This window comes from Paenibacillus sp. UNC496MF, from assembly GCF_900113915.1.
Taxonomy (GTDB): Bacteria; Bacillota; Bacilli; order Paenibacillales; family Paenibacillaceae; genus Paenibacillus_Z; species Paenibacillus_Z artemisiicola.
Genome location: NZ_FORE01000005.1, coordinates 332,736 through 359,546, shown reverse-complemented (window position 1 = coordinate 359,546; position 26,811 = coordinate 332,736). Strand labels below are relative to the sequence as shown.

Here is a 26,811-nt window from a genome sequence, read left to right as displayed (position 1 = left end):
CTGTTCTTCTATGAAGCCGGGCTTAATCAGTGCCCCGCCTGGCGAAGCGCGCGAATCTCTTCCCGGGCGTTGTCGTTCATCATCGCCGGCGTCCACTTCGGCTCCCACACCAGGCGCACCCGCACGTCGTTGACGCCGCTCACGGACAATGCCGCGTTCTTCACGTCCCGTACGATATCGTCGGCGAGCGGACATTCCGGGATGGTCAGCGTCATTCGGATGACCGCGGTCCCGTCTGCTTCCGCATCGATGCCGTAGACCAGCCCCAAATCCACGATATTCGCGCCGACCTCGGGATCCTTGACTTCCTCCAGCGCGGACAAGATCGCCGTTTCCTTGTTCATCGGGTACCCGCTCCTTTGATCCTCGATTTGCTTATAGCATGCCCCGGGCGAAGCGGAGCTATCTCCGCCGCCGTTCTATCCCGCGTTTCTTTTTGCGGGAAGCCGTCTTTACGGCTTTATCGAGCGCAAAGCCGATCGCGGTGCCGCTTGCCAATCCGATCATCCCCCATACAATCGGTCCCCAATGCAGACGAAGCCGTACATGACCCCCGAGCAGCAACATGCTTGGGCCGCCTGGCCTGCCGGATTCCGGTCTTCGCGCGATTCCTCCGGGCTCTACTCACGAATTCATGCCTTCGGCTTGTTTCCCGGCTTTTGCTTTGGCCATTCATACTTTTCTTTACTACGCTCGCGTTTCTTTCCGTTCATGCAACGGGATGCGACGCCAACTATTCCGGAAGCCGACCGCGGCCAAACGAATGGGAGCATTTCCCGAATATTTAGACTCGGCTGCGGGAAAACCAACGTTAGAAATATAAACTACCCTGTAGAGGAGTTAGATTCATTTGAAGAAGAAATTCGGTTTGGCAACGCTGCTGGTCGGCTGTTTGGCTTTCATGCTGGGCACCGGCATCCTAGAAGCTCATGGAACGGCCACGAACCAAAGTAACAACGGGGTTATGAATAATCAGTCGTACGACGGGCGCGGAATGAATACGAACAGCTACAACGCGACCTCGACCGCGACGGGCGGCAATTACCGCGCCAACGCCGTGGATAACGACAATGATTTTGATTGGGGTTGGCTGGGATTGTTGGGATTGATCGGTCTGGCCGGCTTAAGAAGCCGTAACCATGACCGTAACCCGGAACGCAGCTAATAAGCGTTAACGATCCGAAGCAACAAGATAAAAAAGCCCTGGCGAATTTACGCCGGGGCTTTCATTTTTTTTCAAAAGAAGGCCTGCTGTCCGGTTAAGTGAACGGCACTGTTACGAGGGTATGGCAGAATTCATTATCATTTATATAGAAGTCATAAACCAGCGGATTGAAATATTTCCAGTAATAAGCGTAACTCCCGTTAACTCGGAAGCATTCGTAGGTTAGCTTTAACGCCGCGCAGTTAGCTCATGGGGCGATAGCGGGCAGTGAAATGACGATGCGGAAGCGCAGGTTTCGAAAATCATTCGGAAACGGAGAGCTTCCGGGGATATAAAAAATCCGGGGCCCTTCTTTCGAAGGGCCCCTTTCATGGGAGAGGAGAAACCGGACGAAGAGCTTATGGGGAAACGTAAGTCTTCTCCGCGGTTGTCTACGGCATCTCGCGACGCCGATATCTTCAGAATACCCAGATTGCGGCGACTTATACCTCGGGTTGGAAATCATTTTTCCCGAAATGCGTTACGGCTTCCGAATTCCTGTTGTATGATCTTCTTAGAGCACTGCCAGACTTGGAAGCGGAGAGGGGATCGCATGCAGAAGAAGATCGTGGTGTTGGACGGTTACACGCTGAATCCGGGCGACTTGAGCTGGGACGAGATCGGGGGACTAGGGGAACTGGCGGTATACGATCGCACCGCGTACGAGGAGATCGTGTCCCGCGCGGCAGGAGCGGAGCTGGTATTGACCAATAAAACGCCGCTTCCGGCGGAGGTCATCCGGCAACTGCCGTCGCTGCGCTATATCGGCGTATTGGCGACCGGCTACAATATCATCGACCTGAATGAGGCGGCGGCAAGAGAAATCGTCGTCGCGAACGTGCCGGACTACGGCAACGCTTCGGTCGCTCAGCTTGTCTTCGCGTTCCTGCTGGAGTTCGCGAGCCGCGTGGGCGTTCACAGCGACGCCGCCCGCGGCGGCCGCTGGGCGGCCGGGCCGGATTTCACGTTCACGCTGTCGCCGCTGCGCGAGCTGGCCGGCAAGACGCTCGCGTTGATCGGCTTCGGCAGCATCGGCCGACAAGTCGCGCGGATCGCGCTGGCGTTCGGCATGAAGGTGATCGTACATACCCGCACGCCGAAGGACGTCGCGGGCTTGGAAGCCGTCCGGTTCGTGACGAAGGAGGACGCATTCCGCGAGGCGGATATCGTCTCGCTGCATTGTCCGCTCACGCCGGACACGCAGGGGATCGTGAACCGCGATACGCTGGCGCTGATGAAGCGGGACGCGCTGCTCGTCAATACGGCGCGCGGCGCTCACGTCGTCGAGCAAGAGCTGGCCGACGCGCTGAACGAAGGGCGCATTGCCGGAGCGGGGCTGGACGTGCTCGTCGCGGAGCCGCCGGCGCCCGGCCATCCGCTGCTCGCGGCGGCGAATTGCCTCGTCACGCCGCACATCGGCTGGGCGACCGTCGAAGCGCGGCGCCGGCTCATGGCGATCGCCGCGAACAATGTGCGGTCGTTCCTGCGCGGGAACGCCGTCAACCGGGTGAACTGACGGCGTGCGGGGCTTCTGCATCATCATGGGCTTCGACGGCGCCGGCTTCCTGCTTCACCAAGCGGCCGGCGTGCCGCTGCCGTCGCATGTGCTCGGGCTGCTGCTGCTGACGGCCGCGCTGTTCTTGCGGGTGATCAAGCTGGAGTGGGTCGAGGGCAGCGCGGCGTTTTTGACCAAGCACATGATGCTGTTCTTCGTACCGCTGCTCGCGGGAGCCGCCGCGGTCGCGCCGATGCTGGGAGAATCGTGGCTGGCGGCGCTCGTCGGCCTCACGGCCGGCACGTCGGCCGTGATGGTCGGAACGGGACTCGCGACGAAATGGCTGATGCGCGAGCGGGAGAAAAGGGAGGCGGCTGGGCATGAACGTTAATCTGATGGCCGACCCGCTGCTCGGAACGACGCTTACGCTCGCGGCATACGCGGCGGCCGTCTTCGCATACCGGAGGCTCCCGTGGCTGCATCCGCTGATCGGCGCGCCTTTGATCGTCTACCTTTGCCTCCGGTTTGCGGGCATTTCGTTCGACGCGTACCGCATCGGCGGCGATCTCGTGTCGTTCTTTCTCGGGCCGGCCACGGTGGCGATGGCGGTCCCGCTGTACAAGCACGCCATGCGCCTGAAGGCGCTGCTGCCGTCGCTGGTGCTCGGAGCGCTGACCGGGAGCGCGCTCGGCCTGCTCGTCAACGCCGCGTGCGTGCTCGCTTTCGGCGGCACCGGCGCCTTCCTTCGCTCGGCGCTGCCGAAGTCCGTCACGTCGGCGGTGGCCGTGGATTTGTCCGGCTGGCTCGGAGGTTCGCCGGCATTGACGGCGGCGCTGACCGTGCTGACCGGCCTGTTCGGCAGCGTGACGGGGCCGTGGCTGCTGCGGCTGTGCGGCGTCTCCGGCAAGATCGCGTCCTCCATCGCGATCGGCGCCGCCGCCCACGGCATCGGTTCCGCGCGGCTGATCGCGGAATCGGAGGAACGCGGCGGACTCAGCGGCTTCGCGATGGCGGCGAGCGCGGCGTTTACGCCGGTACTGCTCCTTCCCGTGCATGCGTGGCTGCTTTAAACGCGCGAACGGATCGCGAACGAAATGCGATCGAAACCTGTCGAGTCAACTTTTATCTTTTCTTAAGGTTTGTCGATATTTTTTCTGCTATAGTGACACAGTAGAGATAAGACGACAGCTAATTGCCGGAAGGGAGATTTCAAGTTGAACGACAAAGAGAAAGAATTGAAGCAGGACAACGAGCAATCGTTGGAGCAAGACACCACCCAAGCGAGCGCAGATACCGAAGAAACCGCGCGCGAACGCGAAGCAGCGGCGAACGAGGCCGAGTTCGCGGACGCGGACGATCATAAGGACGAGCCTTTCGATCGGGACGAGGAAGAGCGGGAAGACGACGCGCGCCGGGCGGTGCCTGCGGCATTCGTCTCCAAGCCGTCCCGCGGCGGCAAGGCGTGGATGTATATTTCCCTGGGTCTCGCGCTGATTCTGATCGTCGTCTTGATCAAGCCTCCGTTCGGCGGCAGCTCGGGCAAGCAGGCGGTCGGTTCCGTCAACGGCGTATCGATCACGAAGGATCAGCTCTATGACGCGATGGCCAAGCTCGGCGGCGCGCAAACGATGGACAACCTGATTCAAGACGAACTCATCAAGCAGGAAGCCGACAAGAAGAACATCGTCATCTCCGATGCGGACGTCGACAAGGAAATCGCGAACATCAAGAAGCGCTTCCCGTCGGAAGCCGAGTTCGAAAGCGCGCTGCAGCAAAGCGGCATGACGCTGGACGACCTGAAGGCGCAAACGCCGATGCAGCTGCGGATCCGCAAAATCCTCGAGCCGCAGGCGCAAGTGACCGACAAAGACGTCGAAGATTATTTTAACCAGAACAAAGCGCAATACGATCAGCCGGAAGAAGTCAAGGCGTCGCATATTCTCGTCGCGACGAAAGAAGAAGCCGACGCGATCATCAAGCAGCTCGAAGGCGGCGCGGACTTCGCGGCGCTGGCCAAAGAGAAATCGACGGATACGGGCTCGAAGGACAATGGCGGCGACCTCGGATTCTTCGGCAAAGGCGCCATGGATCCGGCTTTCGAGAAAGCGGCGTTCGCGCTGAAGGTCGGCGAAATGACGAAGGAGCCGGTCAAATCCCAGTACGGCTATCACATCATCAAGGTCACGGACCGTCACGAAGCCAAAGCGTCGACGTTGGCCGAGAAGAAAGACGAGATCAAGGAACAGCTGATCCAGTCGAAAGTCTCCGACCTGTCGACGGCATGGCTGGACGATTTGAAGAAGAAATCGCAAATCACGAACACGCTCTCGACCGCCGCGGCCGCGACGGGCGACGCTTCGACGGGCAACGTCCCGACGGGTAACGCCGCGACAGGCAACGCGACGACGAACAATTAAGCTCGCCGATCAAGCAAGTAGAAGCATCGCAAGCCATAATTTGGCCTGCGGTGCTTTTTGCGTTACGGATATAATGATAAGGAAACTGAGGCGCATCAACCATGAATCCGCTACCAGTTACATAAATGTCAACTTAATTGACATCGAGGGATAGTAAATCTTTACAAGCGTTCAAATTGTGTTTTACAAATTGTAAAAAAGGATGTATGATTGGCTACAGGATTTAAAAAATTATACATTTTGCATGGAGGCGGGCTCTGAAGAATGAAAAAGAAAATGCTGCTTTTAGTTTCACTCATGCTGGTCCTGACAGGAGTTTTGGCTGCCTGCGGGAAGAGCGGATCGGGCTCCGGCGAAACGTTCCGGATGAACCTGACGTCCGAACCGCCTAGTCTTGACGTCTCGCAAGCGCAAGACCAAGTATCGTTTACGGTACTTACAGGCCTTTACGAAGGTCTGACGCGCGCAGACGCCGACGGTAATATCGTACCGGGCGTAGCCGAGAAATGGGACGTTTCCGCGGACGGCAAAAAATACACGTTCCATCTGCGCGACAATGCAAAATGGTCCAACGGGGACCCTGTAACGGCGCAAGACTTCGAGTATTCGTGGAAGCGTACGCTCGACCCGAAGCTCAACCCGCCGGCGCCATACGCTTACCAGCTCTACTACATCAAGAACGGCCAGAATTACAACATCGCGACGGACAACCCGGATCATATCACGGATCCGAGCCAAGTCGGCGTCAAAGCGCTCGACGACAGGACGCTTGAAGTCGACCTGGAAAACCCGACGCCTTACTTCCTGAACATCGCGGCGTTCTTCACGGCTTATCCGGTGAAAAAAGACGCGAACTTCGCGGAAGCCGACGGTTATATCAGCAATGGCCCGTTCAAAATGAAATCGTGGAAGCACGGCGATTCCATCGAGCTCGTGCCGAACGAAAACTATTGGGATAAAGACAGCATCAAGCTGAAAAGCGTTAAGTTCTCGATGGTTAAAGACCCGAACACCGAGCTGAACATGTACAAGACCGGCCAGCTGGATTGGGCAGGTAAACCTACAGGTGCAATTCCGCCTGAGCAACTGGACAAGTACCGTCAAGAAAACAGCAAAGAGCTGTCCATCAAAGGTATCGCAAGCACGTACTACTACAACTTCAATAACACGAAGAAACCATTCGATAACGTTAAAGTTCGTCAAGCTCTTTCGATGGCAATCAATCGTCAAGACCTCGTTGACAAAGTTACGAAAGCTGGCGAAGTACCTGCCTACGGCTTCGTATCGACCGGTATCCACGGCGTGAACGGCGAATATCGTTCCGAAGTGAAGGACGACTACTTCAAAGAAGACGTAGCGAAAGCGAAAGAACTGCTTGCCGAAGGTCTGAAAGAAGAAGGCATGACGTCGATGCCTGCATTCACGCTCTCCTTCAACGAAGGCCTGCATAAAACGGTTGCGGAAGCGATCGCGAACATGTGGAAAGAAAACCTCGGCATTGATGCCAAGCTCGAGCTGCAGGAATGGAAGGTCTTCCTGAAAAACCGTCAAAGCCTGAACTACGATATCGCTCGTGCGGGCTGGGGCGCGGATTACAACGATCCGATGACGTTCATCGACATGTTCACGTCGAAAGGCGGCAACAACGACATCGGCTTTAAAAATCCCGAATACGACGCGCTGGTGAAAGAGGCGTACGCTACGGCAGATCAACAAAAACGCGTTGACGCAATGGCAAAAGCGGAGAAAATCCTGATTGGCGACAATCAAGCAATCATGCCGCTTTACTACTACTCTTCCGCGCAGCTGATCAAGCCGTACGTGAAAAACTACGTCATTGATTTCAGCGGCAATGTGGATTATACGCGCATTTCGATCGAAAAATAATAAATAAGCAATAAGAATTCAGGGGACATAGGGATATATGTGGTATACCCATATATATCCCTTCTCTATGATTGGAGAGTGCTTAGGATGGTTCGGTACTTGGGTGGTAAACTTATCAACATCGTGTTTTCCCTTCTGATTCTAGCCACCGCAACCTTCTTTTTAATGAAAGCAGTCCCTGGGGACCCTTTCACCCAAGAGAAGGCTATTCCACCGGAAATTAAGGCGAACATCATGGCGCACTACGGTTTGGACAAACCGCTGGGCGAGCAATACTTGATCTATATGAAGAAGCTGTTTCAGTTCGATCTCGGATTGTCGATGAAAAGCCAAAACCGTACGGTGACCAGCATCATATCGGATTCCTTCGGAACGTCTGCGAAAGTCGGTGCGATCGCGGTCGTTGTTTCTGTCATTATCGGGGTTTATTTGGGCATGATGGCGGCGCTCCGGCATCGCGGGCTCGTCGACAATACGGCGATGTTTCTTGCCGTTATCGGCATTTCCGTGCCGAACTTCGTTATCGGCGCGATCATTCAATATTTTCTGGCGGTTAAAGTGCCGATTTTTCACGTTGCGGGCTTGGAAGGTCCGTTGGACTACGTGCTTCCGACGATTGCGTTGTGTACGCTTCCGATCGCGTTTATCGCGCGTCTGACCCGTTCGACCATGCTGGAAGTGCTTACGTCCGACTATATTCGCACCGCGAAGGCCAAAGGCTTGACGCCGCGGGCGATTTTGTGGCAGCACGGCCTGCGCAACGGAATTCTGCCCGTCGTGACGTATTTGGGACCTATGACCGCGAACATCATTACCGGCTCCGTCGTCGTCGAACAAATTTTCGGACTCCCAGGCTTGGGCGCTTACTTCGTGGACAGCGTCATGAACCGTGACTATACGCTAATCATGGGGATTACGATTTTTTATGCCGTCATTCTGATGGCCGCACGCTTCGTTACGGATATCCTGTACATCTTTGTGGATCCACGCATTAAATTGAGCGGAGGTGTAGTTAAATCATGAGTCAAACTGCTCCGTCTCCGTTCGAACGTTTGGAAAAAAAGCATACCGAGGCCGAGGTTATCGCAACCGAGAGCCGTTCAACTTGGCAAATTACTTGGGCACGGCTCCGCAGCAACGGCTGGGCCATGACCGGTTTGTATATTTTGATCGTCATCGCCGTGCTGTCCATCGTTTGTCCGATGCTGTCGCCGTATACGTCGTACACGAATAATCTCGACGATACGTTCGCCGCCCCGTCGGCCAAGCACTGGTTCGGAACAGACAATCTGGGCCGTGATTTATTTACCCGCACTTGGCTGGGCGTTCGCATCTCGCTTACGGTCGGCGTCGCGGCCGCGCTATTCGATTTGATCATCGGCATTATCTATGGCGGCATCATGGGCTACGCCGGCAAACGTCTCGGCGGCGCCATGAACAAGATCGCGGAAATGCTCTACGCCATTCCGCATTTGCTCGTCGTCATCCTGCTTAGCGTCGTTATGGGCTCGTCCCTGACGACCATTATCATCGCGTTGTCGATTACCGGCTGGATTACGATGTCGTGGATCGTGCGCGGCCAGATCCTGCAGCTGAAAAACCAGGAGTACGTGCTGGCGGCGCAGTCGATGGGCGCAAGCAACGCGCGCATCCTGTTCAAGCACTTGATTCCGAACACGCTCGGTCCGATCATCGTAACGGTTACCTTGTCGGTGCCGTCGGCGATTTTCTCCGAGGCGTTCCTCAGCTTCCTGGGCCTGGGCGTACAATCGCCGGCCGCGTCGCTCGGTTCCTTGATCGGCGAAGCCATTTCGTCCTGGACGCTCTATCCATGGACGATGTTTATTCCGGCATCCCTGCTTAGCATCATGATGCTTGCCTTTAATATTTTCGGGGACGGTCTGCAGGACGCATTCGACCCGAAAATGAAAAAATAAATTTCAGCGCTGGGAGTGAGCTCTATGAACGATCCGATATTAAGCATCAACGATTTGCATATCTCGTTTCATGTGCGCGGTGGAGAAGTACAAGCTGTGCGCGGCGTCACTCTGGATGTCAAACGCGGCGAATCCGTAGCGATCGTCGGCGAATCGGGCAGCGGCAAAAGCGTCACGGCCCAATCGATTCTTCGCTTGATCCCTACGCCTCCGGGCGAATACAAGCAAGGCACCATCGAATTTATGGGCGAAGATTTGCTGAAGAAATCCGAGAAGGAAATGGAAGCGATCCGGGGTCATAAGATCGGCATGATCTTTCAAGACCCGATGACGTCGCTGAATCCGACGCTCACGGTCGGCCGCCAAATTACCGAGGTGCTGATCAAGCACCAGAACATGACGAAATCGCAGGCGACGGAACGCGCGATCGAGCTGCTGACGCTGGTCGGCATCCCGAACGCCAATGACCGCGTGCGTCAATACCCGCATCAGTTCTCCGGCGGCATGCGGCAGCGCGTCATGATCGCGATCGCGCTCGCGTGCAACCCGGCGCTGCTGATCGCCGACGAACCGACGACCGCGCTCGACGTCACGATCCAAGCGCAAATCATGCAGCTGATGAAAGAGCTGCAGGAGAAAACGGGCACGTCCATCATCCTGATCACGCATGACCTCGGCATCGTGGCCGAAACCTGCGACCGCGTCGTCGTCATGTACGCCGGCAAAGTCGTGGAGACGGGCACGAAGTACGAAATTTTCAAAAACCCGCAGCATCCTTACACGAGAGGCCTGCTGCGTTCGCTGCCGCGCCTGGACCACAGCAAGGACGAGCCGCTGATTCCGATCGTCGGCACGCCGCCGGATATGTCCGCTCCGCCGAAGGGCTGCGCGTTTTGCGCGCGCTGCGACGAAGCGATGCGCATCTGCGTCGACAACGACCCGGTCAACTACACGATCAGCGAGACGCAAACGGCGCGCTGCTGGCTCCATGACCCGGCTATGAAAGAGGGTGCGAGCGCATGAGCAAAAAAGACAACGTGTTGATCGAAGTCGATCATTTGAAAAAGTTTTTCCAGGTCGGCGGCAATCAGACGCTGAAGGCCGTCAACGACCTTAGCTTCGGCATTCGCGAAGGCGAAACGCTCGGCGTGGTCGGCGAGTCGGGCTGCGGCAAGTCCACGGCCGGACGCACGATCCTGCGATTGTATGAGCCTACCGCCGGAGTCGTCAATTTCAAAGGCCAGAACATCATGCAGGCCAAAGGCTCGAAGCTGAAGGCGCTGCGGCGCGAAATGCAGATGGTGTTCCAGGATCCGTACGCGTCGCTCAATCCGCGCTGGACGGTCGAGAACCTGATCGCCGAGCCGCTGGACATTCATGGTTTGGCGAACGGAAGCAAAGACCGCCGTCTGCAGGTCGAGCGGCTGCTTGACCGCGTCGGACTCCGTCCGGAGCACGCTTCCCGTTATCCGCACGAATTTTCCGGCGGTCAACGCCAGCGGATCGGCATTGCCCGCGCGCTCGCGGTCAATCCGAAATTCATCGTCTGCGACGAGCCGATCTCCGCGCTCGACGTGTCGATCCAAGCGCAAGTCGTCAACCTGCTGCAGGATTTGCAGCGCGACTTCGGCCTGACGTACTTGTTCATCGCGCACGACCTGGCGATGGTCAAGCACATCAGCGACCGCGTAGCCGTTATGTATTTGGGCAAGATGGTGGAGCTCGCGGAGAGCGAAGAGCTCTACGCCAACCCGAAGCATCCGTATACGAAGGCGCTGATGTCGGCGATTCCGGTACCGGATCTCGACGTTGCCGATCACAAGGAGCGGATCGTCTTGTCCGGCGACCTGCCGAGCCCGATCAATCCGCCGAGCGGCTGTCCGTTCCGCACGCGCTGTCCGTTCGCGACGGAGAAGTGCGCCGCGGAGGTGCCGGCGTTCCGCGAAGTGGAACCGAACCACTGGGCAGCTTGCCATTACGCGTAATTCATGCCCTTATTATAGTAGAAAAGCGTTCCGCCTTTCGGCGGAGCGCTTTTTGGTTTGACCGACGGCGGCGGAGGGGGATTTTTTGGGCTGCGCGGCCGCCCGTTCTTTAATTTGCCGGTCGAATTGTGATACGATATCTAGCGTATGCGGGTTGGTTGCAGAGGAAAGGGGAAGTCGCAGCATTGAGAGTCATATCAGGCACGGCGAAAGGCCGGTCTTTAAAAGCGGTGCCGGGCAAAAACACGCGCCCGACGACCGATAAAGTGAAGGAAGCGATCTTCAGCATGATCGGTCCGTATTTCGACGGCGGCTTGGCGCTCGATTTGTTCGCCGGCACGGGCGGACTGGGCATCGAGGCGCTGAGCCGAGGAGCGGACAGAGCCGTGTTCGTCGATTTGGAAGGGGCCAGCATCGAAGTCGTGAAGCAGAACGTGCAGGCGGCGGGCATGTCGGATCGCGCGGAAATTTATCGAACCGACGCCGTGCGGGCCGTCAAGGCGCTGGCCAAGCGCCGGTTGAAGTTCGCGCTCGTGTTCTTGGATCCGCCGTACCGGATGAAGGACATGGACGTCCTGATGGGGGAACTGGCGGAACGCGGGCTGCTGGTGGATGGCGCGAAGCTCGTCGTGGAGCATGACGCGGAACACTTGTATCCCGAAGCGATGGATCATTACAGCCAAATCAAACATACGCATTACGGCGATACCGCGGTCACGATTTACCGCTACGAAGCGGAGAACGGGCAAGAGCCAACGGAGGATTGAATCATGGAAGCAACACCTACAACCGGATCGCCCGGGAGCCGCGTGGCGGTTTATCCCGGCAGCTTCGATCCGGTCACGTGCGGGCATTTGGACATTATCCGGCGCGCCGCGAAGCAGTTCGATCGTTTGATCGTGGCGGTGCTTAACAATACGAGCAAGAAGCCGCTGTTCAGCGTCGAGGAGCGCAAGCAGCTGTTGGCGGAGGTGACGCAGGATTTGCCGAACGTGACCGTCGACAGCTTTCGCGATTTGCTCGTCCATTTCATGAAGTCGCGGCAGGCCGACGTCATCGTGCGCGGGATCCGTTCCGTGACGGACTTCGAATACGAGATTCAAATGGCGTCGACGAACCATCAATTGGACGGCGACATCGAAACGATATTCATGATGACGAATCCGAAATATTCGTATCTAAGTTCCAGCATCGTGAAAGAGATCGCGATGTTCCACGGGAACGTGCAGGATTTGGTGCCGCCCGAAGTGCAGCGGGCGCTGATCGCCAAGTTCTCGGAAAGCGCGGGCGCGAACGGTCCGCAAGGCTAAGGAAGCCGCAGCTTGGCCGCGATCGCGGAGACGGCGGACAGCAAGAGCAGCGCGCCGACGAAGGCGAGCAGCACGGCGGGCGCATACGGCCATAGCGTATGCAGCTCGGACGCGCGCACGGCGCCCGAAGGGGCGAAGGACGTCGCCTCTCGCCCGGAGAACGCCGAGAAAGCCGGCGCGATGCCGTCCGTGAGCCGGGCGATCGGCTTCCAGGCCAGCAGCATGAGCAGAAACGCGATCGCGCTTTGCAAAACGCGGGACACGGCCAGCAGCCGTAGGGAGAGACCGGCGCCGATGACCGCCGCGCCGGCCTGCAGCATGGCGCTGAAGCCGCCCCAGCTGAGCACCGCCGCCGCCGCCGCGGCTTTCCAAGGCAGCCCGCCGGCGAACGAAGCCGATGCGGCGGCATAGGAGCCGATGTGGCTTTCTATCAAGCCGGGGAGCGCGTAGGCCGGCACGATGCCGGGAATCGCCGGCGCCAGCAACCGAACGAGCACGGCGCAGAAAATCATGAAGCCGCCGACGGCCATCAGTTTGTAGACGGCGGCGGTGACGCCGTCGCCGAGGAGCTTGCCGAACGAGCGGCCGTCTCGCTTTCGGGCGTCCCGCATCGCGGCCGCGGCCCGGCGAAGGAGATTGGCCGGCGGCGGGGAGACCGACTCGGCCCGCTCGCGCTTCGCCAATCTCGCGAGCGCGAGCGCCGGCGCGAGCGCCGCGAGCCAGACGACGAGCAAGATGGCGACGCCGAGCTCGGGGCGATGCAGGAAACCCGTCCCGACCACGACGATGATGAAGATCGGGTTGGGCATGTGCGCCAGCGCCAGCAGGCGGTTGCCTTGGGCCGCGGACAAGGCGCCGCTTTTGCGCAGCGACGACGTCGCTTCGGCGCCGCAAGGGAAGCCCCCGGTCCAGCCGAAGGCAACGGCGACGCCGGCTTCGCCGGGCAAGCGGAACAGCTTATGCATCAGCGGCTGCAGGAGCGTGCCGAAGGCATGGACGACGCCGAACGCCGTCATCAGCTCGAGCAGCGTCAAGAACGGAAGCAATCCCGGGAACACGATATTCCACCAGACCGTCAAGCCTTGCAGCGAGGCCCGGAACGCTTCGTCCGGCTTCGTGATGATAGCCGCTACGAGCAGGATGGATAATAGGGCAAGCGTTACGGTGCGTTTCATCGTACCACGCTCCACGTACAGGGTAGGGCCTGGCCATGCCAGGGCCATTACATGTGTACGCTTGTCTGGACGCGGATAGACCTGCTTCGCTCCTCGCTAGCCGATGGTGACCGGTTTCTCGTAGTAATCGCGAAACAGATCCCGGGGCGCGGCGTTCGGCCAGCCCAGGGCATAGACCGAGGTGGCTTGGACGTCCAGCGTCAAATACGGATACTCGCCCGGCGCCCCGGCGGCGCTGTTCAGAATCGGCAGCTTGGCGGCGGCGCGCATGCGCTTCAGCAGCTCGCGTCCGCGCGGGCTGAAGCCGAGCACGCGGATGTACTGCACGCCGCTTCGCAGACGGTCCGGCGCGAGCTGTTCCTTGCCGTGCCCGAGAAGGACGGCGAGCAGGGCGCGCTGCAGCTTCGTGCGCGTGTAGCGCTTCGTCTTCAGCCGCTCGAGCAGCGGCTCGAAGGCGACGGCATCGAGCCCGGGAAGCAGCCGTTTGACGCGGTGCTCCAGTCCTTCGCTCATTTCGTGATAGCGGCCGAGCACGTCCGCGGGCTCTCCCGCCAATTTGTGAAACAGCTGCAGGGCGTACCGTTCCCAGCCGTTTCGGCCTCTGCCGAGCGCGTCGTCCCGCAGCAGCAGCTCGAGCGTCGAGGCGGGCACGAACGGCGCGGCGCACGCCGGCGATGCCGACTCCGCGACGAGCTTGCGGATCGCCGTCGCGCTCGCGATCTGCGCGTCCGTAATCGTCGTCTGCGCGTAGCCGGCCTTCTCCCGTCGCAGCGAGAACGGCTCGATGGCGCTGCCCAGCCGCTCCAGCGCCAGCAGATAATGCAGCCCGAGCGTATTGTTCGGCTGCTCGAACGGGAAGGCCGCGGCTTCCGCGTCGCCCGCCTCGGCCATGAACCGCCGGACGGCGGCGCTGTACGCGGCGGGATAGCTCGCTCCCGTGCGCAGCTCGGCCGCCATGAGCCCGGCGAAGGCGGCCGGCTCGCGCGCGAGCAGCCGCGCGACCCGGCGCAGCGGCGCGATGTCGCCCGCTTCGCTGCCGAAGCAGAGCGCGTCCACGACGCCGGTCGCGTCGAGCAGCGCCGCGGCGCCGTAGGCGAACCATTCCGCCGCCTGCGTGGAGTAGGCGACGGGCAGCTCGATGACGACGTCGCAGCCGCCGCGCAGCGCCATCTCGGCGCGCGTCCATTTGTTGAGCAGCGCGGGCTCGCCCCGCTGCAGGAAATGGCCGCTCATGACCGCGACCACGGCGTCGGAATTCGTTATTTTCAGCGATTGCTGCAAATGATAGAGATGACCGTTGTGAAACGGGTTGTACTCGACAATGATGCCGACCGTGCGCATCGTCCGACCTCCGTCCGTTTTTCGTATCTTTTTCACTATAGCACGACGTGAAAATGTTGACAAAACGATCCGGGAATCGATATAATAAACTTTGTTTGTTTGGAGTGATACCATGGAGATTCATGTACGGGAAGTGGCCGCCAAAGCGACGGCGACGACGTTCAAGACCAGCTTGGACACCGATTGGCTGAAGCAAGTGCGCAAAGATGTCCTGAGCGCGAGTCCGATGGACGTGAACGCGAAGGCGTGGGGCGAAGAAGGGATTGCCCATGTGGAGGGCGAACTGTCCCTCGACGTGGAATTGTCTTGCTCCCGCTGCTTGGAGCCGACCAAGGAGCACGTCGTGCTTCCGTTCCACGAACGCTTCAAGTTGGAAGCGAGCATGGACGGGTCGGAGCCGGAAGACGTCACGCCGGTGGAGGAGGACAAGCTGGAGCTCGAGCCGATGCTCGAAGAGATGCTGCTGCTTGCGTTGCCCTTCGTGCCGCTCTGCGGCGAGGACTGCAAGGGCCTGTGCCATACGTGCGGAACCAATCTGAATGAGCACAATTGCGGATGCTCGAACGATCGGATCGATCCGAGGCTTGCCGCATTGAAGGACTTGTTTAAGGATACGCAGTCCTAGGAGCCTTCGCTCCTGGGCGCGGTTCGATGCAATTCTGTTAAGGAGGTGGGAAACATGGCAGTACCACAACGTAGAACGTCCAAAACGCGTCGTGACAAACGCCGCACGCATTTCAAACTGGCGGTGCCGGGCATGGTGAAGTGCGATCAATGCGGAGAATTGAAACTGGCTCACCGCGTATGCAAAGTTTGCGGAACCTACAAATCGAGAGAAATCATCAAACAATAGTTTGAGCGCGAATAGCACTTCATCGCAAGATGGGGTGCTATTTCTTGATGGCAGGCGCGAGCGGCACTTCATCGTCGGATGAAGTGCTATTTTTATGCCGGCCGGCCGCCCGACATTGCGCGGAGCGGCGTTCTTCTATATACTGTTAGTACCTGGTTATAATAGCTGATTGTAACGCGGTTGTCTTTCCCGGGTACGGGCGCCGGTTCGGCCTCGCCGCGTATGAACGCGGGCCGGGGCATATACTTAGACCAACAGGCAAAGGTGGTGCGGACCATCGAACGGCTTCCCAAACGAGAGCGTCACCAGCTGTTGACGTCGCTGATCGAAGACAATCCTTTCATAACGGACCAAGAGCTGACGCGCAGGCTGAAAGTCAGCATCCAGACGGTGCGGCTCGACCGGCTCGAGCTCGGCATTCCCGAGCTTCGGGAGCGGATGAAGCTGATGGCCGAACGTTCGTACGATCCGGTCCGTTCCCTGCCGCTGCACGAAGTGATCGGCGATATCGTGGATTTGCAGCTGGACTGCAGCGGCATTTCCGTATTCGAAATCAAAGACGAGCATGTTTTTTCCAGAACCGGCATCGCCCGCGGCCATCACGTGTTCGCGCAGGCGAATTCGCTCGCGGTCGCGGTCATCAACGATGAAATCGCCTTGACGGCGAAAGCGGACATCCGTTTCGTCCGGCAAGTCAAGCTTGGCGAGAAATGCATTGCAAAAGCATACGTAAGGTCCATTTCCGGCGGCCGCAGCAAAGCGAAGGTCGAAGTCATTTCTTATGTAAGCGACGAAATGGTATTCCAGGGCAACTTTCTCATTTATCGTTCCGCTGGCGAGTCGGTCATCGAAGGAGGATTGGATGGTGCGGATCGCAATTGACGCGATGGGAGGCGACCATGCCCCCTCGCTTATCGTTAAGGGCGCCTTGGAAGCAGCGTCGGAAATGCACGGCGTCCGGATCCTGCTCGTAGGGGACGCGGATCAAATCAAGACGCATCTCGGCGCGCAGGTGCCGCCGAACATCGAGATCGTTCACGCGGACGACGTCATCGGCCCGGACGACGAGCCGGTGAAGGCGGTGCGCCGCAAAAAGTCGTCGTCGATGGTCATGGCGGGGCAGTTGGTCCGCGAAGGCAAGGCGGAAGCCATGCTCTCGGCGGGCAACACCGGCGCGCTCATGACGACCGGGCTGCTCGTCGTCGGACGGCTGGAGGGCATCGAGCGCCCGGCGCTCGTCTCCATGCTGCCGACGATGGACGACGTCGGCGTGCTCGCGCTCGATCTGGGCGCGAACATGGACGCCAAGCCGGAGCATCTTCTGCAGTACTCGATCATGGGCAGCATCTACCGGGCCAAAATGAACGGACTGAACAAGCCGCGCGTCGGCCTGTTGAACGTCGGCACCGAGGCGATGAAGGGCAACGAGCTCACGAAGGCGGCGTTCGACCTGCTGGAAGCCGCGCCGATTCACTTCATCGGCAACGTGGAGGCCCGGGACGTGCTGCTGCGCAACTGCGACGTGCTCGTCTGCGACGGCTTCGCGGGCAACATCATGCTGAAAGCGATGGAGGGCACGGCCGGCACGTTGTTCAAGACGCTTCGCGACGTCTTTTCGAGCTCGCTGCTGTCGAAGCTGGCCGCCGCGGTCGTCATGCCGAAGCTCCGCCTGCTTCGCAAAAAGATGGATTACAACGAGCACGGCGGCGCGCCGCTGCTCGGCATCAACGGTCTCGTCTTCAAATGTCACGGGTCGTCCGACGTCAAAGCCGTCAAAAACACGGTCCGGCAAGCCAAATTGGCGATCGAAAGCAACCTGGTGGCTTCGATCGCCGCCGAAATTAGCAGGAAGTGAGTGGAAGCATGAACATGCAGCTGCACCCCGTAGGCGTCATCGGCACCGGCAAATACGTGCCCGAACGCATTTTGACGAATAAAGACCTGGAGCAGATGGTGGAGACGAACGACGAGTGGATCGTCACGCGGACCGGCATGCGCGAGCGCCGCATTGCCGCGCCGGAGCAGGCGACCTCCGACCTCGCGTACCAGGCTTCCCTCAAGGCGATCGCGGCGGCCGGGCTGACGGCCGAGGATATCGACCTGATTATCGTCGCGACGATTACGCCGGACATGTTTTTCCCGTCGACCGCCTGCCTGGTGCAGGATAAGCTCGGCGCGCGGAAAGCGGCGGCGTTCGATCTGTCGGCGGCCTGCTCGGGCTTCATCTACGGCCTGGCGACGGCGAGCAACATGATCGCGACCGGCATGTACAAGCACGTGCTGGTGGTCGGCGCGGAATGCTTGTCCCGGATTACGGATTACACCGACCGCAATACGTGCATCCTGTTCGGGGACGGCGCGGGCGCGGTCGTATTGGGCCGAGTGCCCGAAGGCCGCGGGTTCAAATCGTTCGAGCTCGGCGCGGACGGCGGTGGCGGCGAATTGCTTCGCGTGTGCGGGGGCGGATCGCGGATGCCGTCCACGGCGGACAGCGTCGAAGGCAAGCAGCACTTCATCTATATGGCCGGCAACGAGGTGTACAAGTTCGCCGTGCGGATCATGGGCAACGCCGCGGAAGAGGCGCTTCGCAAAGCGGGCGTCGACAAGAGCGAGATCGACCTGCTCGTGCCGCATCAGGCGAACATCCGGATCATCCAGTCGGCGCTGAACCGGTTGGATCTGCCGCAGGAGAAATGCATGATCAACCTCGATAAATACGGCAACGTTTCGGCGGCGTCCATTCCGATCGCGTTGGCGGAAGCCGTCGAGCAGCAACGCGTGGGCGAAGGCGACACGATCGTGCTGGTCGGCTTCGGCGGCGGGTTGACGTGGGGCGCGTCGGTCTTGGTTTGGTAATCATCGACCCATTATCGGTTATCTTATTCGCAGAATTTTAAAGTCGGAGGTCGTTTATCGATGGGCAAAACCGCATTCGTATTTCCCGGCCAAGGCGCGCAGACGGTGGGCATGGGGCAGGATATCTATGAAGCGATTCCCGCATCCCGGGACGTGATCGACGCTGCCGACGAGGCGCTCGGCTTCAAGCTGAGCGAGCTGATCTTCCAAGGGCCTGAGGAGAAGCTGAAGCAGACGGTCAACACGCAGCCCGCGCTGCTTGCCGTCAGCGCCGCGTTCCTCGAGGCGCTGAAGGACGGCCCGCTGAAGCCGGACTTCGTCGCCGGCCACTCGCTCGGCGAATACAGCGCACTCGTCGCGGCCGGCGCGTTGTCCTTCGCGGACGCGGTGCGCACGGTTCGCGCGCGCGGGGAGTTCATGGAGCAGGCGGTGCCGAGCGGCCAAGGCGCCATGGCGGCGGTGCTCGGCGCCGAACGCGAAGCGCTGGCGGCGCTGTGCGCATCGGTCTCGGCCGACGCCGGCGCGGTGGAGCTCGCGAACGTCAACTGCCCGGGCCAAATCGTCGTATCGGGCACGGCGGCGGGGGTACAAGCCATTGTCGAGCGCGGCAAGGAAGCCGGCGCCAAGCGCGTCATCCCGCTGGAAGTGAGCGGACCGTTCCACTCGTCGCTCATGAAGCCGGCCGCCGAACGGTTGAAGGTTGTCCTGGCGAACGTCGCCATGCAGGATGCGGCCGTGCCGGTGATCGCCAACGTCACGGCGCGCCCGGTCACGTCGAGCGCCGACATTCGGGGGCTGCTCGAAGAGCAAGTCTACTCGCCGGTACTCTGGGAAGACAGCGTCCGCCATCTGATCGAGCAAGGCGTCGACACGTTCGTCGAAATCGGCTCGGGCACGGTGCTGGCCGGTTTGATCAAGAAGATCGACAAGAGCGTCAACGTCGTCTCGATCAACAGCCTGGAAGCGCTGAAAGCCGCCGCGCTGTAGTCGTCGCATGCGGCGGATGCCGCAGGCAACTGACCAACAGCAGCGGCGGGGACCTGCCGCTTGCGGCAAGCCAGCCGAAGGCGACGGCTCGCATCGCGCCGTGCAGCGTGTCCCGCGAGGGACGAAAGCGGGGATACGCTCGAACGGCCGCAACCCGCGTCTCGGCGCCGCGCGACGTTCTCATGGTCCCGCAAGGGACACCGGGGAACTCGCGAGCGCCATGCGTCAAGCGTGTCCCGCGAGGGACGAAAGCGAGGCCCGGCACGACGTGACCCGGGGGCGCTTCTCGGCCTCGCCAACGTTATACCATACAGGTGCCTAGAGGACGGAGTCCTTTGGGGTCCCCCTTCCTGGGAAGGGGGATTTAGGGGAAGGAGAATCACAGTGTTCGCAGACCTTACAGGCAAAACCGCGCTCGTCACGGGCGCATCCCGCGGCATCGGCCGCGCGATCGCGATCGCCTTGGCGGAAGCCGGCGCGGACGTCGCGATCAACTATTCCGGCAGCGAAGCGGCCGCGTCCGAAACCGCGGAAGCGGTGCAGGCGCTCGGTCGCCGCGCGCTCGTGCTGAAAGCGAACGTCGGCAAAGCCGACGAGTTCGACGGCATGGTCAAGCAAGTCGTCGAAACGTTCGGCGCGATCGACATTTTGGTGAATAACGCGGGCATTACGCGTGACAACCTAATCATGCGCATGAAGGAAGAAGAGTTCGACCAAGTCATCGAGACGAACCTGAAAGGCGTGTTCAACGGCGTCAAGGCCGTGACGCGCCAAATGATGAAGCAGCGTTCCGGCCGCATCATCAACATCTCGTCCGTTGTCGGCGTTCTGGGAAATCCCGGCCAGGCCAACTACGTCGCCGCGAAAGCCGGCGTTATCGGCCTGACGAAGGCGTCCGCGCGCGAGCTGGCTTCGCGCGGCATCACGGTCAACTGCGTCGCGCCGGGCTTCATCCAGACGGACATGACGGACAAGCTGCCGCAGGAGATGCGCGAGAAGCTGCAGGGGGACATTCCGCTCGCCCGGCTCGGCGATCCGAAGGATATCGCGTCCGCGGTCCGTTTCCTGGCGTCGGAGGCGGCTGCTTACATGACCGGCCAGACGATTCATGTCGACGGCGGCATGTACATGTAGTTTTTTCGCACACGGCCTGTAAAAGCGGGCGAGCCGTTTGATGTATGGCATTTTGTCCGCGATTCTCGTATAATACCATGGAGGAGGTGAACCGGATGTCCGATGTATATGATCGTGTAAAGCGCATCGTTGTCGACCGCCTTGGCGTTGACGAGTCGGAAGTAACGCTTGAAGCTTCGTTTAAAGAAGATCTCGGAGCGGACTCTCTTGACGTCGTCGAATTGGTCATGGAACTGGAAGACGAATTCGATATGGAAATCTCTGATGAAGATGCAGAGAAAATTACGAGTGTAGGGGAAGTCGTTAACTACATAACTTCTCTGGCGAAGTAATAAAAAATGACAAGTCCCGTTGCAAAGCGGGACTTCTCTCCATATTCGTGCGATGCGAATGATTTTGCATTCCTAACAGCTGAAAGCGCATTAGCGTTTTTATAGATAGAGCAGGGATTTTCGAGTCCCCATTTCGAGGTGAATAGACATGAAACAGAGAGTAGTCGTTACGGGCATGGGGGTTATGACTTCGCTCGGTTCCGAACTGGATACGTTTTGGGGCAATTTGATGGAAGGGAAGTCCGGCGTTTCGCAGATCGAAGCGTTCGACGTGACCGAATATCCGACCCGCATCGCGGCAGAGATCAAGAACTTTAACCCGGAAGATTACGGGATCGACAAGAAAGAAGCGCGCCGCATGGACCGCTTCGTGCAATTCGCGGTCGTCGCGAGCCAGAATGCCGTCAAGGATGCCGGCGTCGGAATCGGCACGGACGTCGACGCGGAACGCGTAGGCGTCATGATCGGCTCCGGCATCGGCGGCCTCGGCACATGGGAGGACCAGCATAACATCTTGCTGGAGAAAGGTCCGAAGCGCGTCAGCCCGTTCTTCATTCCGATGATGATCGCGAACATGGCGTCGGGCCAAGTGTCCATGGCAACGGGGGCGAAAGGCCCGAACAGCACCGCCGTCACGGCGTGCGCGACGGGGACGCACTCCATCGGCGATTCCTATAAATTGATCCAGCGCGGCGACGCCGACATGATGATTTGCGGCGGCGCGGAAGCGACGATCCGGCCCACGGGCTTGGCGGGCTTCTGCTCCATGCGCGCCATGTCGACGCGCAACGAAGAGCCCGAGAAAGCGTCCCGTCCGTTCGACGTGGACCGCGACGGTTTCATCATGGGCGAAGGCTCCGGCATCCTGGTGCTGGAATCGCTGGAACACGCGCAAAAGCGCGGCGCCCGCATCTACGCCGAAGTCATCGGCTACGGCATGAGCGGCGACGCCCATCATATGACGGAGCCGGATCCGGACGGCGCGGCCCGCTGCATGGCGAAGGCGCTCCGCGACGGCGGACTGGAACCGTCGCAGATCGATTACATCAACGCGCACGGCACGTCGACGCCGGTCGGCGACAAGTCGGAAACGACGGCGATCAAGAAAACGTTCGGCGAGCATGCGTACAAGCTGGCGGTCAGCTCCACGAAATCGATGACCGGCCATTTGCTCGGCGCGGCCGGCGGCGTGGAAGCCGTCATTCTCGGTTTGACCTTGACGAACGGCATCATCGCGCCGACGATCAACCTGGACAATCAAGATCCGGAATGCGATCTCGATTATGTGCCGAACGTGCCGCGTCATGCGGACGTCAAGATCGCGTTGTCGAATTCGTTCGGCTTCGGCGGCCATAACGCGACGATCGTGATGAAGAAATATGAAGCATGATCATTTCGAAGAGCTGCAGCAACGTCTGCAGCTCCGTTTTCGTGCGAATAAGCTGCTTCGGCAGGCGTTCACGCATACCTCGTACGTCAACGAGCACCGGCAGAGCGGCACGGAGCATAACGAGCGGCTCGAGTTTCTCGGGGATGCCATCTTGCAGCTGACGGTATCGGAGTATTTGTACCGGACGTTTCCGGATCGGCCGGAAGGGCAGCTGACCCGCATGCGCGCCTCGATCGTCTGCGAAGCGTCGCTCGCGCGGTTCGCGGAGATGCTCGACCTCGGCAAGCATATTTTGCTCGGACGCGGCGAGGAACAGCTCGGCGGAAGGCAGCGTCCCGCGCTGCTCGCGGATTTGTTCGAAGCGTTCGTCGGCGCGATTTATTTGGATCAAGGATTGGACACGGTCCGGTCGTTTCTGGCCTTGCACTTGTTTCCGCATATCGACAACGACGGCGTCATGGTCGGCAAGGACTTCAAGTCGACGCTCCAGGAGAAGGCGCAGCAAGCGGGCATGGGCGCGATCGAATACCGCATCGTCGAGGAGCGGGGACCCGCGCACGACCGCGAATTCGTCGTCGAAGTCTTCATCGGCGAGACGGCGTACGGCTCCGGCAGCGGACGGACGAAGAAGGAAGCCGAGCAGCAGGCGGCGGCGGAAGCATGGCGGAAGCTGTCGAAGTAACGGAATAGCGGCATGTTGAAAATTCTGGTTACCCCTGGTGCCGGGATTTTTTCATTTTCAGGCGATCTTGAATGTTTGGGTTTTAATCCCAAATATGGGGTTGGGGACGACCGATGACCGGCGCGTTCGACAAGGGTTTCGACGGATTTCGACCTGCCCTGAAGCGGCAAATATGGTACAATAGGCGTTGAGGTGAAGGTAAGCGATGTTCCTGAAAAGGATAGAGTTGGCTGGATTTAAATCGTTTGCCGACAAGACGGAGCTGGAATTCGTCCGCGGCATTACGGCGGTCGTCGGGCCGAACGGCAGCGGAAAGAGCAACATCAGCGACAGCATCCGCTGGGTATTGGGCGAACAGAGCGCGAAGAGCCTGCGCGGCGGCAAAATGGAAGACATCATCTTCGCGGGAAGCGACGCGCGCAAGGCGGTCAATTTCGGCGAAGTTTCGCTGACCCTGGACAACGGGGACGGGGCGCTTCCGCTCGATTACAACGAAGTGACCGTGACGCGCCGGGTGCATCGCAGCGGCGAAAGCGAATACTTGATCAACAAACAGTCGTGCCGACTGAAGGATATAACGGAATTGTTCATGGATACGGGAATCGGGAAAGAAGCGTATTCCATTATCGGACAAGGCCGGATCGAGGAGATTTTGAGCACGCGTTCCGAGGATCGCCGGGGGATTTTCGAAGAGGCGTCCGGAATCGTGAAATACAAGTCCCGCAAGCGCGAGGCGCAGAAAAAGCTGGAGGACACGGAATCCAACCTGCTGCGCATTCATGACCTGGTCACGGAGCTCGAAGATCAAGTGGAACCGCTTCGCGTCCAATCGGAGAAGGCGATTCAGTACAAGCAGCTGCGCGATCAGCTGAAAACCGCGGAAATCTCCATGTACGTACATAACATCGAGTCGGTGCACAAAACGTGGACGGAGTCGAACGCGCGGATGGGCAAGCTGCAGGAAGAGCAGCTGGCGCTGTCCACGGTCGTGAGCAAGCACGACGCCACGCTGGAGAAGGACCGTCTCAAGCTGCGCGACCTGGAAGAGTCGCTCGACCGGCTGCACGAGGCGATGCTGCAGTACAGCGAGGAATACGAGAAGTGCGAAGGCTACGGCGAGGTGCTGAAGGAGCGCAAGCGCAACTTGGAGCAAAACCGCGCGCAGCTGGACGCGTCGCTCGGGGCGCAAAACGAGCGGATCGCCGCCTTGACGAAGGAAGAGGCGGAGTTCCGCAGCAAGGCCGCGCTGCTCGACAACGAGCTCGAGGCGCTGCGGAAGAAGCTGGCCGCGGAAGAGGCGCAGCTGCTCGGCACGAACGCGTCCGCATCGGGCGACGCGGAGGAATCGCTCAAGGGCGAGCTGCTGGACGTGCTGAGCACGATGGCGCAGCTGCGCAACGAGATCCGCTACGCGATGCAGCAGGAAGAAGCGCTGCAGCGCCGCATGGATCGGCTCGGCGACGAGCATGCCAAGTGGCAGGAACAGCACGCGCAGCTGACGGCAAGGCGAACGGAGCTGAACGATAAGCTCGAGACGACGCTTGCCGACATCAACAAGATGCGGAACCGTTACATCTCGGAAGCCGAAGGACTGCAGAACGGCCAGAAGCTGCTGGAAGAATCGCAAACGGCCGCGCGCAAGTGGGAACAGAAGTTCGACGCGCTGACGTCGCGCCGCGATACGATGAAGGAAATGCAGGACGATCTGGACGGCTTCATGCACGGCGTCCGGGAAATCCTGAAGGCGTCGCGCCGCACGACGGGCGGGGTCGAAGGCGTGCACGGCGCGGTCGCGGAGCTCGTCCGCGTGCCGGAGAAAGTGGAGCTCGCGATCGAAACCGCGCTCGGCGGCGCGTTGCAGCACGTCGTCATGAACGACGAGCGCAGCGCGCGGGCGGCGATCGCGTTCCTGAAGTCGCGTCAGCTGGGACGCGCGACGTTCCTGCCGCTCGACGTCATCCGCAGCCGGAACATTCCGGACCATGACCGCCGGACGATCGCGGGATTGGAAGGCTTCGTCGGCGTCGCGTCCGAGCTCGTGTCCTGCGACGCGAAATACGCGAACATCGTGGAGAACCTGCTCGGCAACGTGCTCATCTCCGAGACGCTGGAGCAGGCGAACCGAATCGCTTCCCGGATTCAGTACCGGTTCCGGGTCGTGACGCTGGAAGGCGACGTCGTGAACGCCGGCGGCTCCATGACCGGGGGCAGCATTCAGAAGAAAGGCGCCAACCTGCTCGGGCGGCAGCGCCAAATCGAGCAGTTGGACGAAGAAATCAAAACGACGGACGAGCAGCTCGCCAAGCTGCGCGACAAGATCAGCGATTTGCGCAAGGAGCAGTCGATCCGCAACCAGAAGGTCGACGAGCTGCGCGAGCTGGGCGAGAAGCTGCGCATCGACGAGCAGCATCTCCGCGCGGAGCTGCAGTCCGTGGACAAAGAAAAGCGGATTCTGGACGAGCAGGCGCAGCTGTTCCAGGCGGACAGCGCCGGCCATAAGACCGAGAAGCAGCAGCTGAGCCATTCCGCCAAGGCGGCGGAAGAGCGGCTCGAGGCACTGACGCGGGAGGAAGCGCGGCTTCAGGAAGCGATCCGCCAGGCGGAAGAACGGCGGAAGGCCGGCGAATCCGCGAAGGAGCAGCTGCAGGATCAGCTGACGGATCTCAAGATTTCGCTCGCGAAGACCGATCAGGAGAAAATGTCGTTCGAGGACCAGGCCGCCCGGATCCGTTCCGATATCGGACGGGCCAAGCAGGAGCTGTCGGGCATCCGCGACATGCTGCAGCGCCAGGACGAGGAGCTGCGCCTGCACGGCGAAGAAAGCGCCAAGCAGCTCGAGCAGCTGAACGCGCTCAAGCTGAAGAAGGACGGCTGCGCCGAGCAGACGGATTTGAAGCGCGCGGCGCGCGCGGAGCTGACCCGCGAGCTCGAGCAAGGCGAGAGCGAGACGAAGGACCAGCGGGCCCAGCTGCGCAGCGTCGAAGACCAGCTGCGCCAGATCGAGATCGCGGTCAACCGGCTCGACGTCGAGCTCGACAACCTGCTGCGCAAGCTGAGCGAAGAGTACGAGCTCAGCTACGAGCTTGCCAAGGAGCGCTATCCCGTTCCGGAGGACGTGCTCGCGCTGCAGAACGAAGTGCGCGATTTGAAGCGGCGCATCTCCGGCCTGGGCGAAGTGAATCTCGGCGCGATCGACGAATACGAGCGCGTCAAGGAGCGCTACACGTTCCTGAACGACCAGAAGAACGACCTCATCGAGGCGAAGACGACGCTGTATCAGGTCATCCGCGAGATGGACGACGAGATGAGCCGCCGGTTCAAGACGACGTTCGAAGCGATCCGCGGGCATTTCGTCGTCGTCTTCGCGAAGCTGTTCGGCGGCGGGCGCGCCGACCTGATCATGGTGGAGCCCGATCGGGTGCTCGACAGCGGCATCGACATCGTCGCGCAGCCGCCGGGCAAGAAGCTGCAAAACCTGCAGCTGCTCTCCGGGGGCGAGCGAGCGCTGACGGCGATCGCCCTGCTTTTCGCCATTCTGCAGGTGAAGCCGGTGCCGTTCTGCGTGCTCGACGAAGTCGAAGCGGCGCTCGACGAAGCGAACGTGGCGCGTTTCGCCCAGTATCTGCGGGAATTCTCGGAACTGACCCAATTCATCGTCGTCACGCACCGCAAGGGCACGATGGAGGAAGCCGACGTGCTCTACGGGGTCACGATGGAAGAGGGCGGCGTCTCCAAGCTCGTGTCCGTCCGTCTGGAGGACGACGAGCCGGTCTCCGCGTAATCGCTGCACCCGAACAACCGTTTCGAACGTATACAAGAAGCCGGA

26 protein-coding genes are annotated in these 26,811 nt (G+C 60.1%); 23 read left to right on the top strand and 3 right to left on the bottom strand.

The features are described 5' to 3' along the window. Positions 1–26 precede the first annotated feature (26 nt). Positions 27–344 carry a metal-sulfur cluster assembly factor gene (locus BMZ79_RS06480; protein ID WP_090637729.1) on the bottom strand — a complete coding sequence of 106 codons (318 nt, stop codon included), beginning with the start codon at positions 342–344 and terminating at the stop codon, positions 27–29. 506 nt (positions 345–850) lie between these two features. Between BMZ79_RS06480 and BMZ79_RS06475 the strand changes: the two genes are divergently transcribed. From BMZ79_RS06475 to coaD, 12 genes are all read left to right on the top strand, one after another. Beyond that, a complete protein-coding gene (locus BMZ79_RS06475) occupies positions 851–1,165 on the top strand; it encodes a WGxxGxxG family protein (protein ID WP_090637728.1) in 315 nt (104 codons plus the stop codon). Between the two features lie 592 nt (positions 1,166–1,757). Continuing rightward, positions 1,758–2,720, top strand: a complete 963-nt coding sequence (locus BMZ79_RS06470) for a D-2-hydroxyacid dehydrogenase (protein ID WP_090637726.1) — start codon at positions 1,758–1,760, stop codon at positions 2,718–2,720. A 4-nt stretch (positions 2,721–2,724) separates the two neighbouring features. Beyond that, positions 2,725–3,090: a CidA/LrgA family protein gene (locus BMZ79_RS06465; RefSeq protein ID WP_256252583.1), complete on the top strand. Its 366-nt coding sequence runs from the start codon at positions 2,725–2,727 to the stop codon at positions 3,088–3,090. Beyond that, positions 3,080–3,769 carry an LrgB family protein gene (locus BMZ79_RS06460; protein ID WP_090637724.1) on the top strand — a complete coding sequence of 230 codons (690 nt, stop codon included), beginning with the start codon at positions 3,080–3,082 and terminating at the stop codon, positions 3,767–3,769. The genes BMZ79_RS06465 and BMZ79_RS06460 overlap by 11 nt, the downstream gene beginning before the upstream one ends. Before the next feature lie 144 nt (positions 3,770–3,913). Then, positions 3,914–5,116 carry a peptidylprolyl isomerase gene (locus BMZ79_RS06455; protein WP_256252582.1) on the top strand — a complete coding sequence of 401 codons (1,203 nt, stop codon included), beginning with the start codon at positions 3,914–3,916 and terminating at the stop codon, positions 5,114–5,116. A 264-nt stretch (positions 5,117–5,380) separates the two neighbouring features. Beyond that, positions 5,381–7,003: a peptide ABC transporter substrate-binding protein gene (locus tag BMZ79_RS06450; RefSeq protein WP_090637722.1), complete on the top strand. Its 1,623-nt coding sequence runs from the start codon at positions 5,381–5,383 to the stop codon at positions 7,001–7,003. A gap of 87 nt (positions 7,004–7,090) precedes the next feature. Further along, positions 7,091–8,026, top strand: a complete 936-nt coding sequence (locus BMZ79_RS06445; protein ID WP_090637720.1) for an ABC transporter permease — start codon at positions 7,091–7,093, stop codon at positions 8,024–8,026. After that, a complete protein-coding gene (locus BMZ79_RS06440) occupies positions 8,023–8,940 on the top strand; it encodes an ABC transporter permease (protein WP_090637718.1) in 918 nt (305 codons plus the stop codon). The genes BMZ79_RS06445 and BMZ79_RS06440 overlap by 4 nt, the downstream gene beginning before the upstream one ends. Before the next feature lie 24 nt (positions 8,941–8,964). Then, entirely contained in the window at positions 8,965–9,963 is a 999-nt protein-coding gene (locus BMZ79_RS06435; protein WP_090637716.1) for an ABC transporter ATP-binding protein, read from the top strand. After that, the gene (locus BMZ79_RS06430) at positions 9,960–10,925 is read left to right on the top strand and encodes an ABC transporter ATP-binding protein (protein WP_090637714.1); all 966 of its coding nucleotides are present in this window, start codon (positions 9,960–9,962) and stop codon (positions 10,923–10,925) included. The genes BMZ79_RS06435 and BMZ79_RS06430 overlap by 4 nt, the downstream gene beginning before the upstream one ends. A gap of 185 nt (positions 10,926–11,110) precedes the next feature. After that, entirely contained in the window at positions 11,111–11,692 is a 582-nt protein-coding gene (gene rsmD / locus BMZ79_RS06425) for a 16S rRNA (guanine(966)-N(2))-methyltransferase RsmD (protein ID WP_090637713.1), read from the top strand. Between the two features lie 3 nt (positions 11,693–11,695). Continuing rightward, positions 11,696–12,235, top strand: a complete 540-nt coding sequence (gene coaD / locus BMZ79_RS06420) for a pantetheine-phosphate adenylyltransferase (protein ID WP_090637711.1) — start codon at positions 11,696–11,698, stop codon at positions 12,233–12,235. On the opposite strand, the gene BMZ79_RS06415 is transcribed toward coaD, so the two are convergent. Together BMZ79_RS06415 and BMZ79_RS06410 are read right to left on the bottom strand one after the other, a co-directional pair. Continuing rightward, positions 12,232–13,410 (bottom strand): nucleoside recognition domain-containing protein, encoded by a 1,179-nt coding sequence (locus BMZ79_RS06415; protein ID WP_090637709.1) that lies wholly within the window; start codon positions 13,408–13,410, stop codon positions 12,232–12,234. The genes coaD and BMZ79_RS06415 overlap by 4 nt on opposite strands. A 96-nt stretch (positions 13,411–13,506) precedes the next feature. Continuing rightward, the gene (locus tag BMZ79_RS06410) at positions 13,507–14,751 is read right to left on the bottom strand and encodes a nucleotidyltransferase (RefSeq protein ID WP_090637707.1); all 1,245 of its coding nucleotides are present in this window, start codon (positions 14,749–14,751) and stop codon (positions 13,507–13,509) included. 112 nt (positions 14,752–14,863) lie between these two features. Between BMZ79_RS06410 and BMZ79_RS06405 the strand changes: the two genes are divergently transcribed. The 11 genes from BMZ79_RS06405 to smc all read left to right on the top strand — a co-directional run bounded on the left by BMZ79_RS06405 (position 14,864) and on the right by smc (position 26,766). After that, a complete protein-coding gene (locus BMZ79_RS06405) occupies positions 14,864–15,376 on the top strand; it encodes a YceD family protein (RefSeq protein WP_090637705.1) in 513 nt (170 codons plus the stop codon). A gap of 54 nt (positions 15,377–15,430) precedes the next feature. Beyond that, complete coding sequence (rpmF, locus tag BMZ79_RS06400) at positions 15,431–15,604, top strand: 50S ribosomal protein L32 (RefSeq protein WP_090637702.1); 174 nt, start codon at positions 15,431–15,433, stop codon at positions 15,602–15,604. 264 nt (positions 15,605–15,868) lie between these two features. Continuing rightward, positions 15,869–16,486, top strand: a complete 618-nt coding sequence (gene fapR / locus BMZ79_RS06395) for a transcription factor FapR (protein WP_090637701.1) — start codon at positions 15,869–15,871, stop codon at positions 16,484–16,486. Further along, complete coding sequence (plsX, locus tag BMZ79_RS06390; protein WP_090638736.1) at positions 16,470–17,459, top strand: phosphate acyltransferase PlsX; 990 nt, start codon at positions 16,470–16,472, stop codon at positions 17,457–17,459. The genes fapR and plsX overlap by 17 nt, the downstream gene beginning before the upstream one ends. 14 nt (positions 17,460–17,473) lie before the next feature. Then, on the top strand, positions 17,474–18,460 hold the full coding sequence (locus BMZ79_RS06385; RefSeq protein ID WP_090638734.1) for a beta-ketoacyl-ACP synthase III: 987 nt from the start codon (positions 17,474–17,476) through the stop codon (positions 18,458–18,460). Between the two features lie 60 nt (positions 18,461–18,520). Continuing rightward, complete coding sequence (gene fabD, locus BMZ79_RS06380; protein WP_090637699.1) at positions 18,521–19,447, top strand: ACP S-malonyltransferase; 927 nt, start codon at positions 18,521–18,523, stop codon at positions 19,445–19,447. Positions 19,448–19,831: 384 nt separating this feature from the next. Continuing rightward, on the top strand, positions 19,832–20,581 hold the full coding sequence (gene fabG, locus BMZ79_RS06375; RefSeq protein ID WP_090637697.1) for a 3-oxoacyl-[acyl-carrier-protein] reductase: 750 nt from the start codon (positions 19,832–19,834) through the stop codon (positions 20,579–20,581). A 95-nt stretch (positions 20,582–20,676) separates the two neighbouring features. Then, positions 20,677–20,913, top strand: a complete 237-nt coding sequence (gene acpP, locus BMZ79_RS06370) for an acyl carrier protein (RefSeq protein WP_090637695.1) — start codon at positions 20,677–20,679, stop codon at positions 20,911–20,913. Between the two features lie 148 nt (positions 20,914–21,061). Beyond that, on the top strand, positions 21,062–22,303 hold the full coding sequence (gene fabF / locus BMZ79_RS06365) for a beta-ketoacyl-ACP synthase II (RefSeq protein ID WP_090637693.1): 1,242 nt from the start codon (positions 21,062–21,064) through the stop codon (positions 22,301–22,303). Further along, positions 22,293–22,985: a ribonuclease III gene (gene rnc / locus BMZ79_RS06360; RefSeq protein WP_090637691.1), complete on the top strand. Its 693-nt coding sequence runs from the start codon at positions 22,293–22,295 to the stop codon at positions 22,983–22,985. Before fabF ends, rnc begins: the two co-directional genes overlap by 11 nt. Before the next feature lie 205 nt (positions 22,986–23,190). Continuing rightward, a complete protein-coding gene (gene smc, locus BMZ79_RS06355; protein WP_090637689.1) occupies positions 23,191–26,766 on the top strand; it encodes a chromosome segregation protein SMC in 3,576 nt (1,191 codons plus the stop codon). The last annotated feature ends 45 nt before the right edge of the window (positions 26,767–26,811 follow it).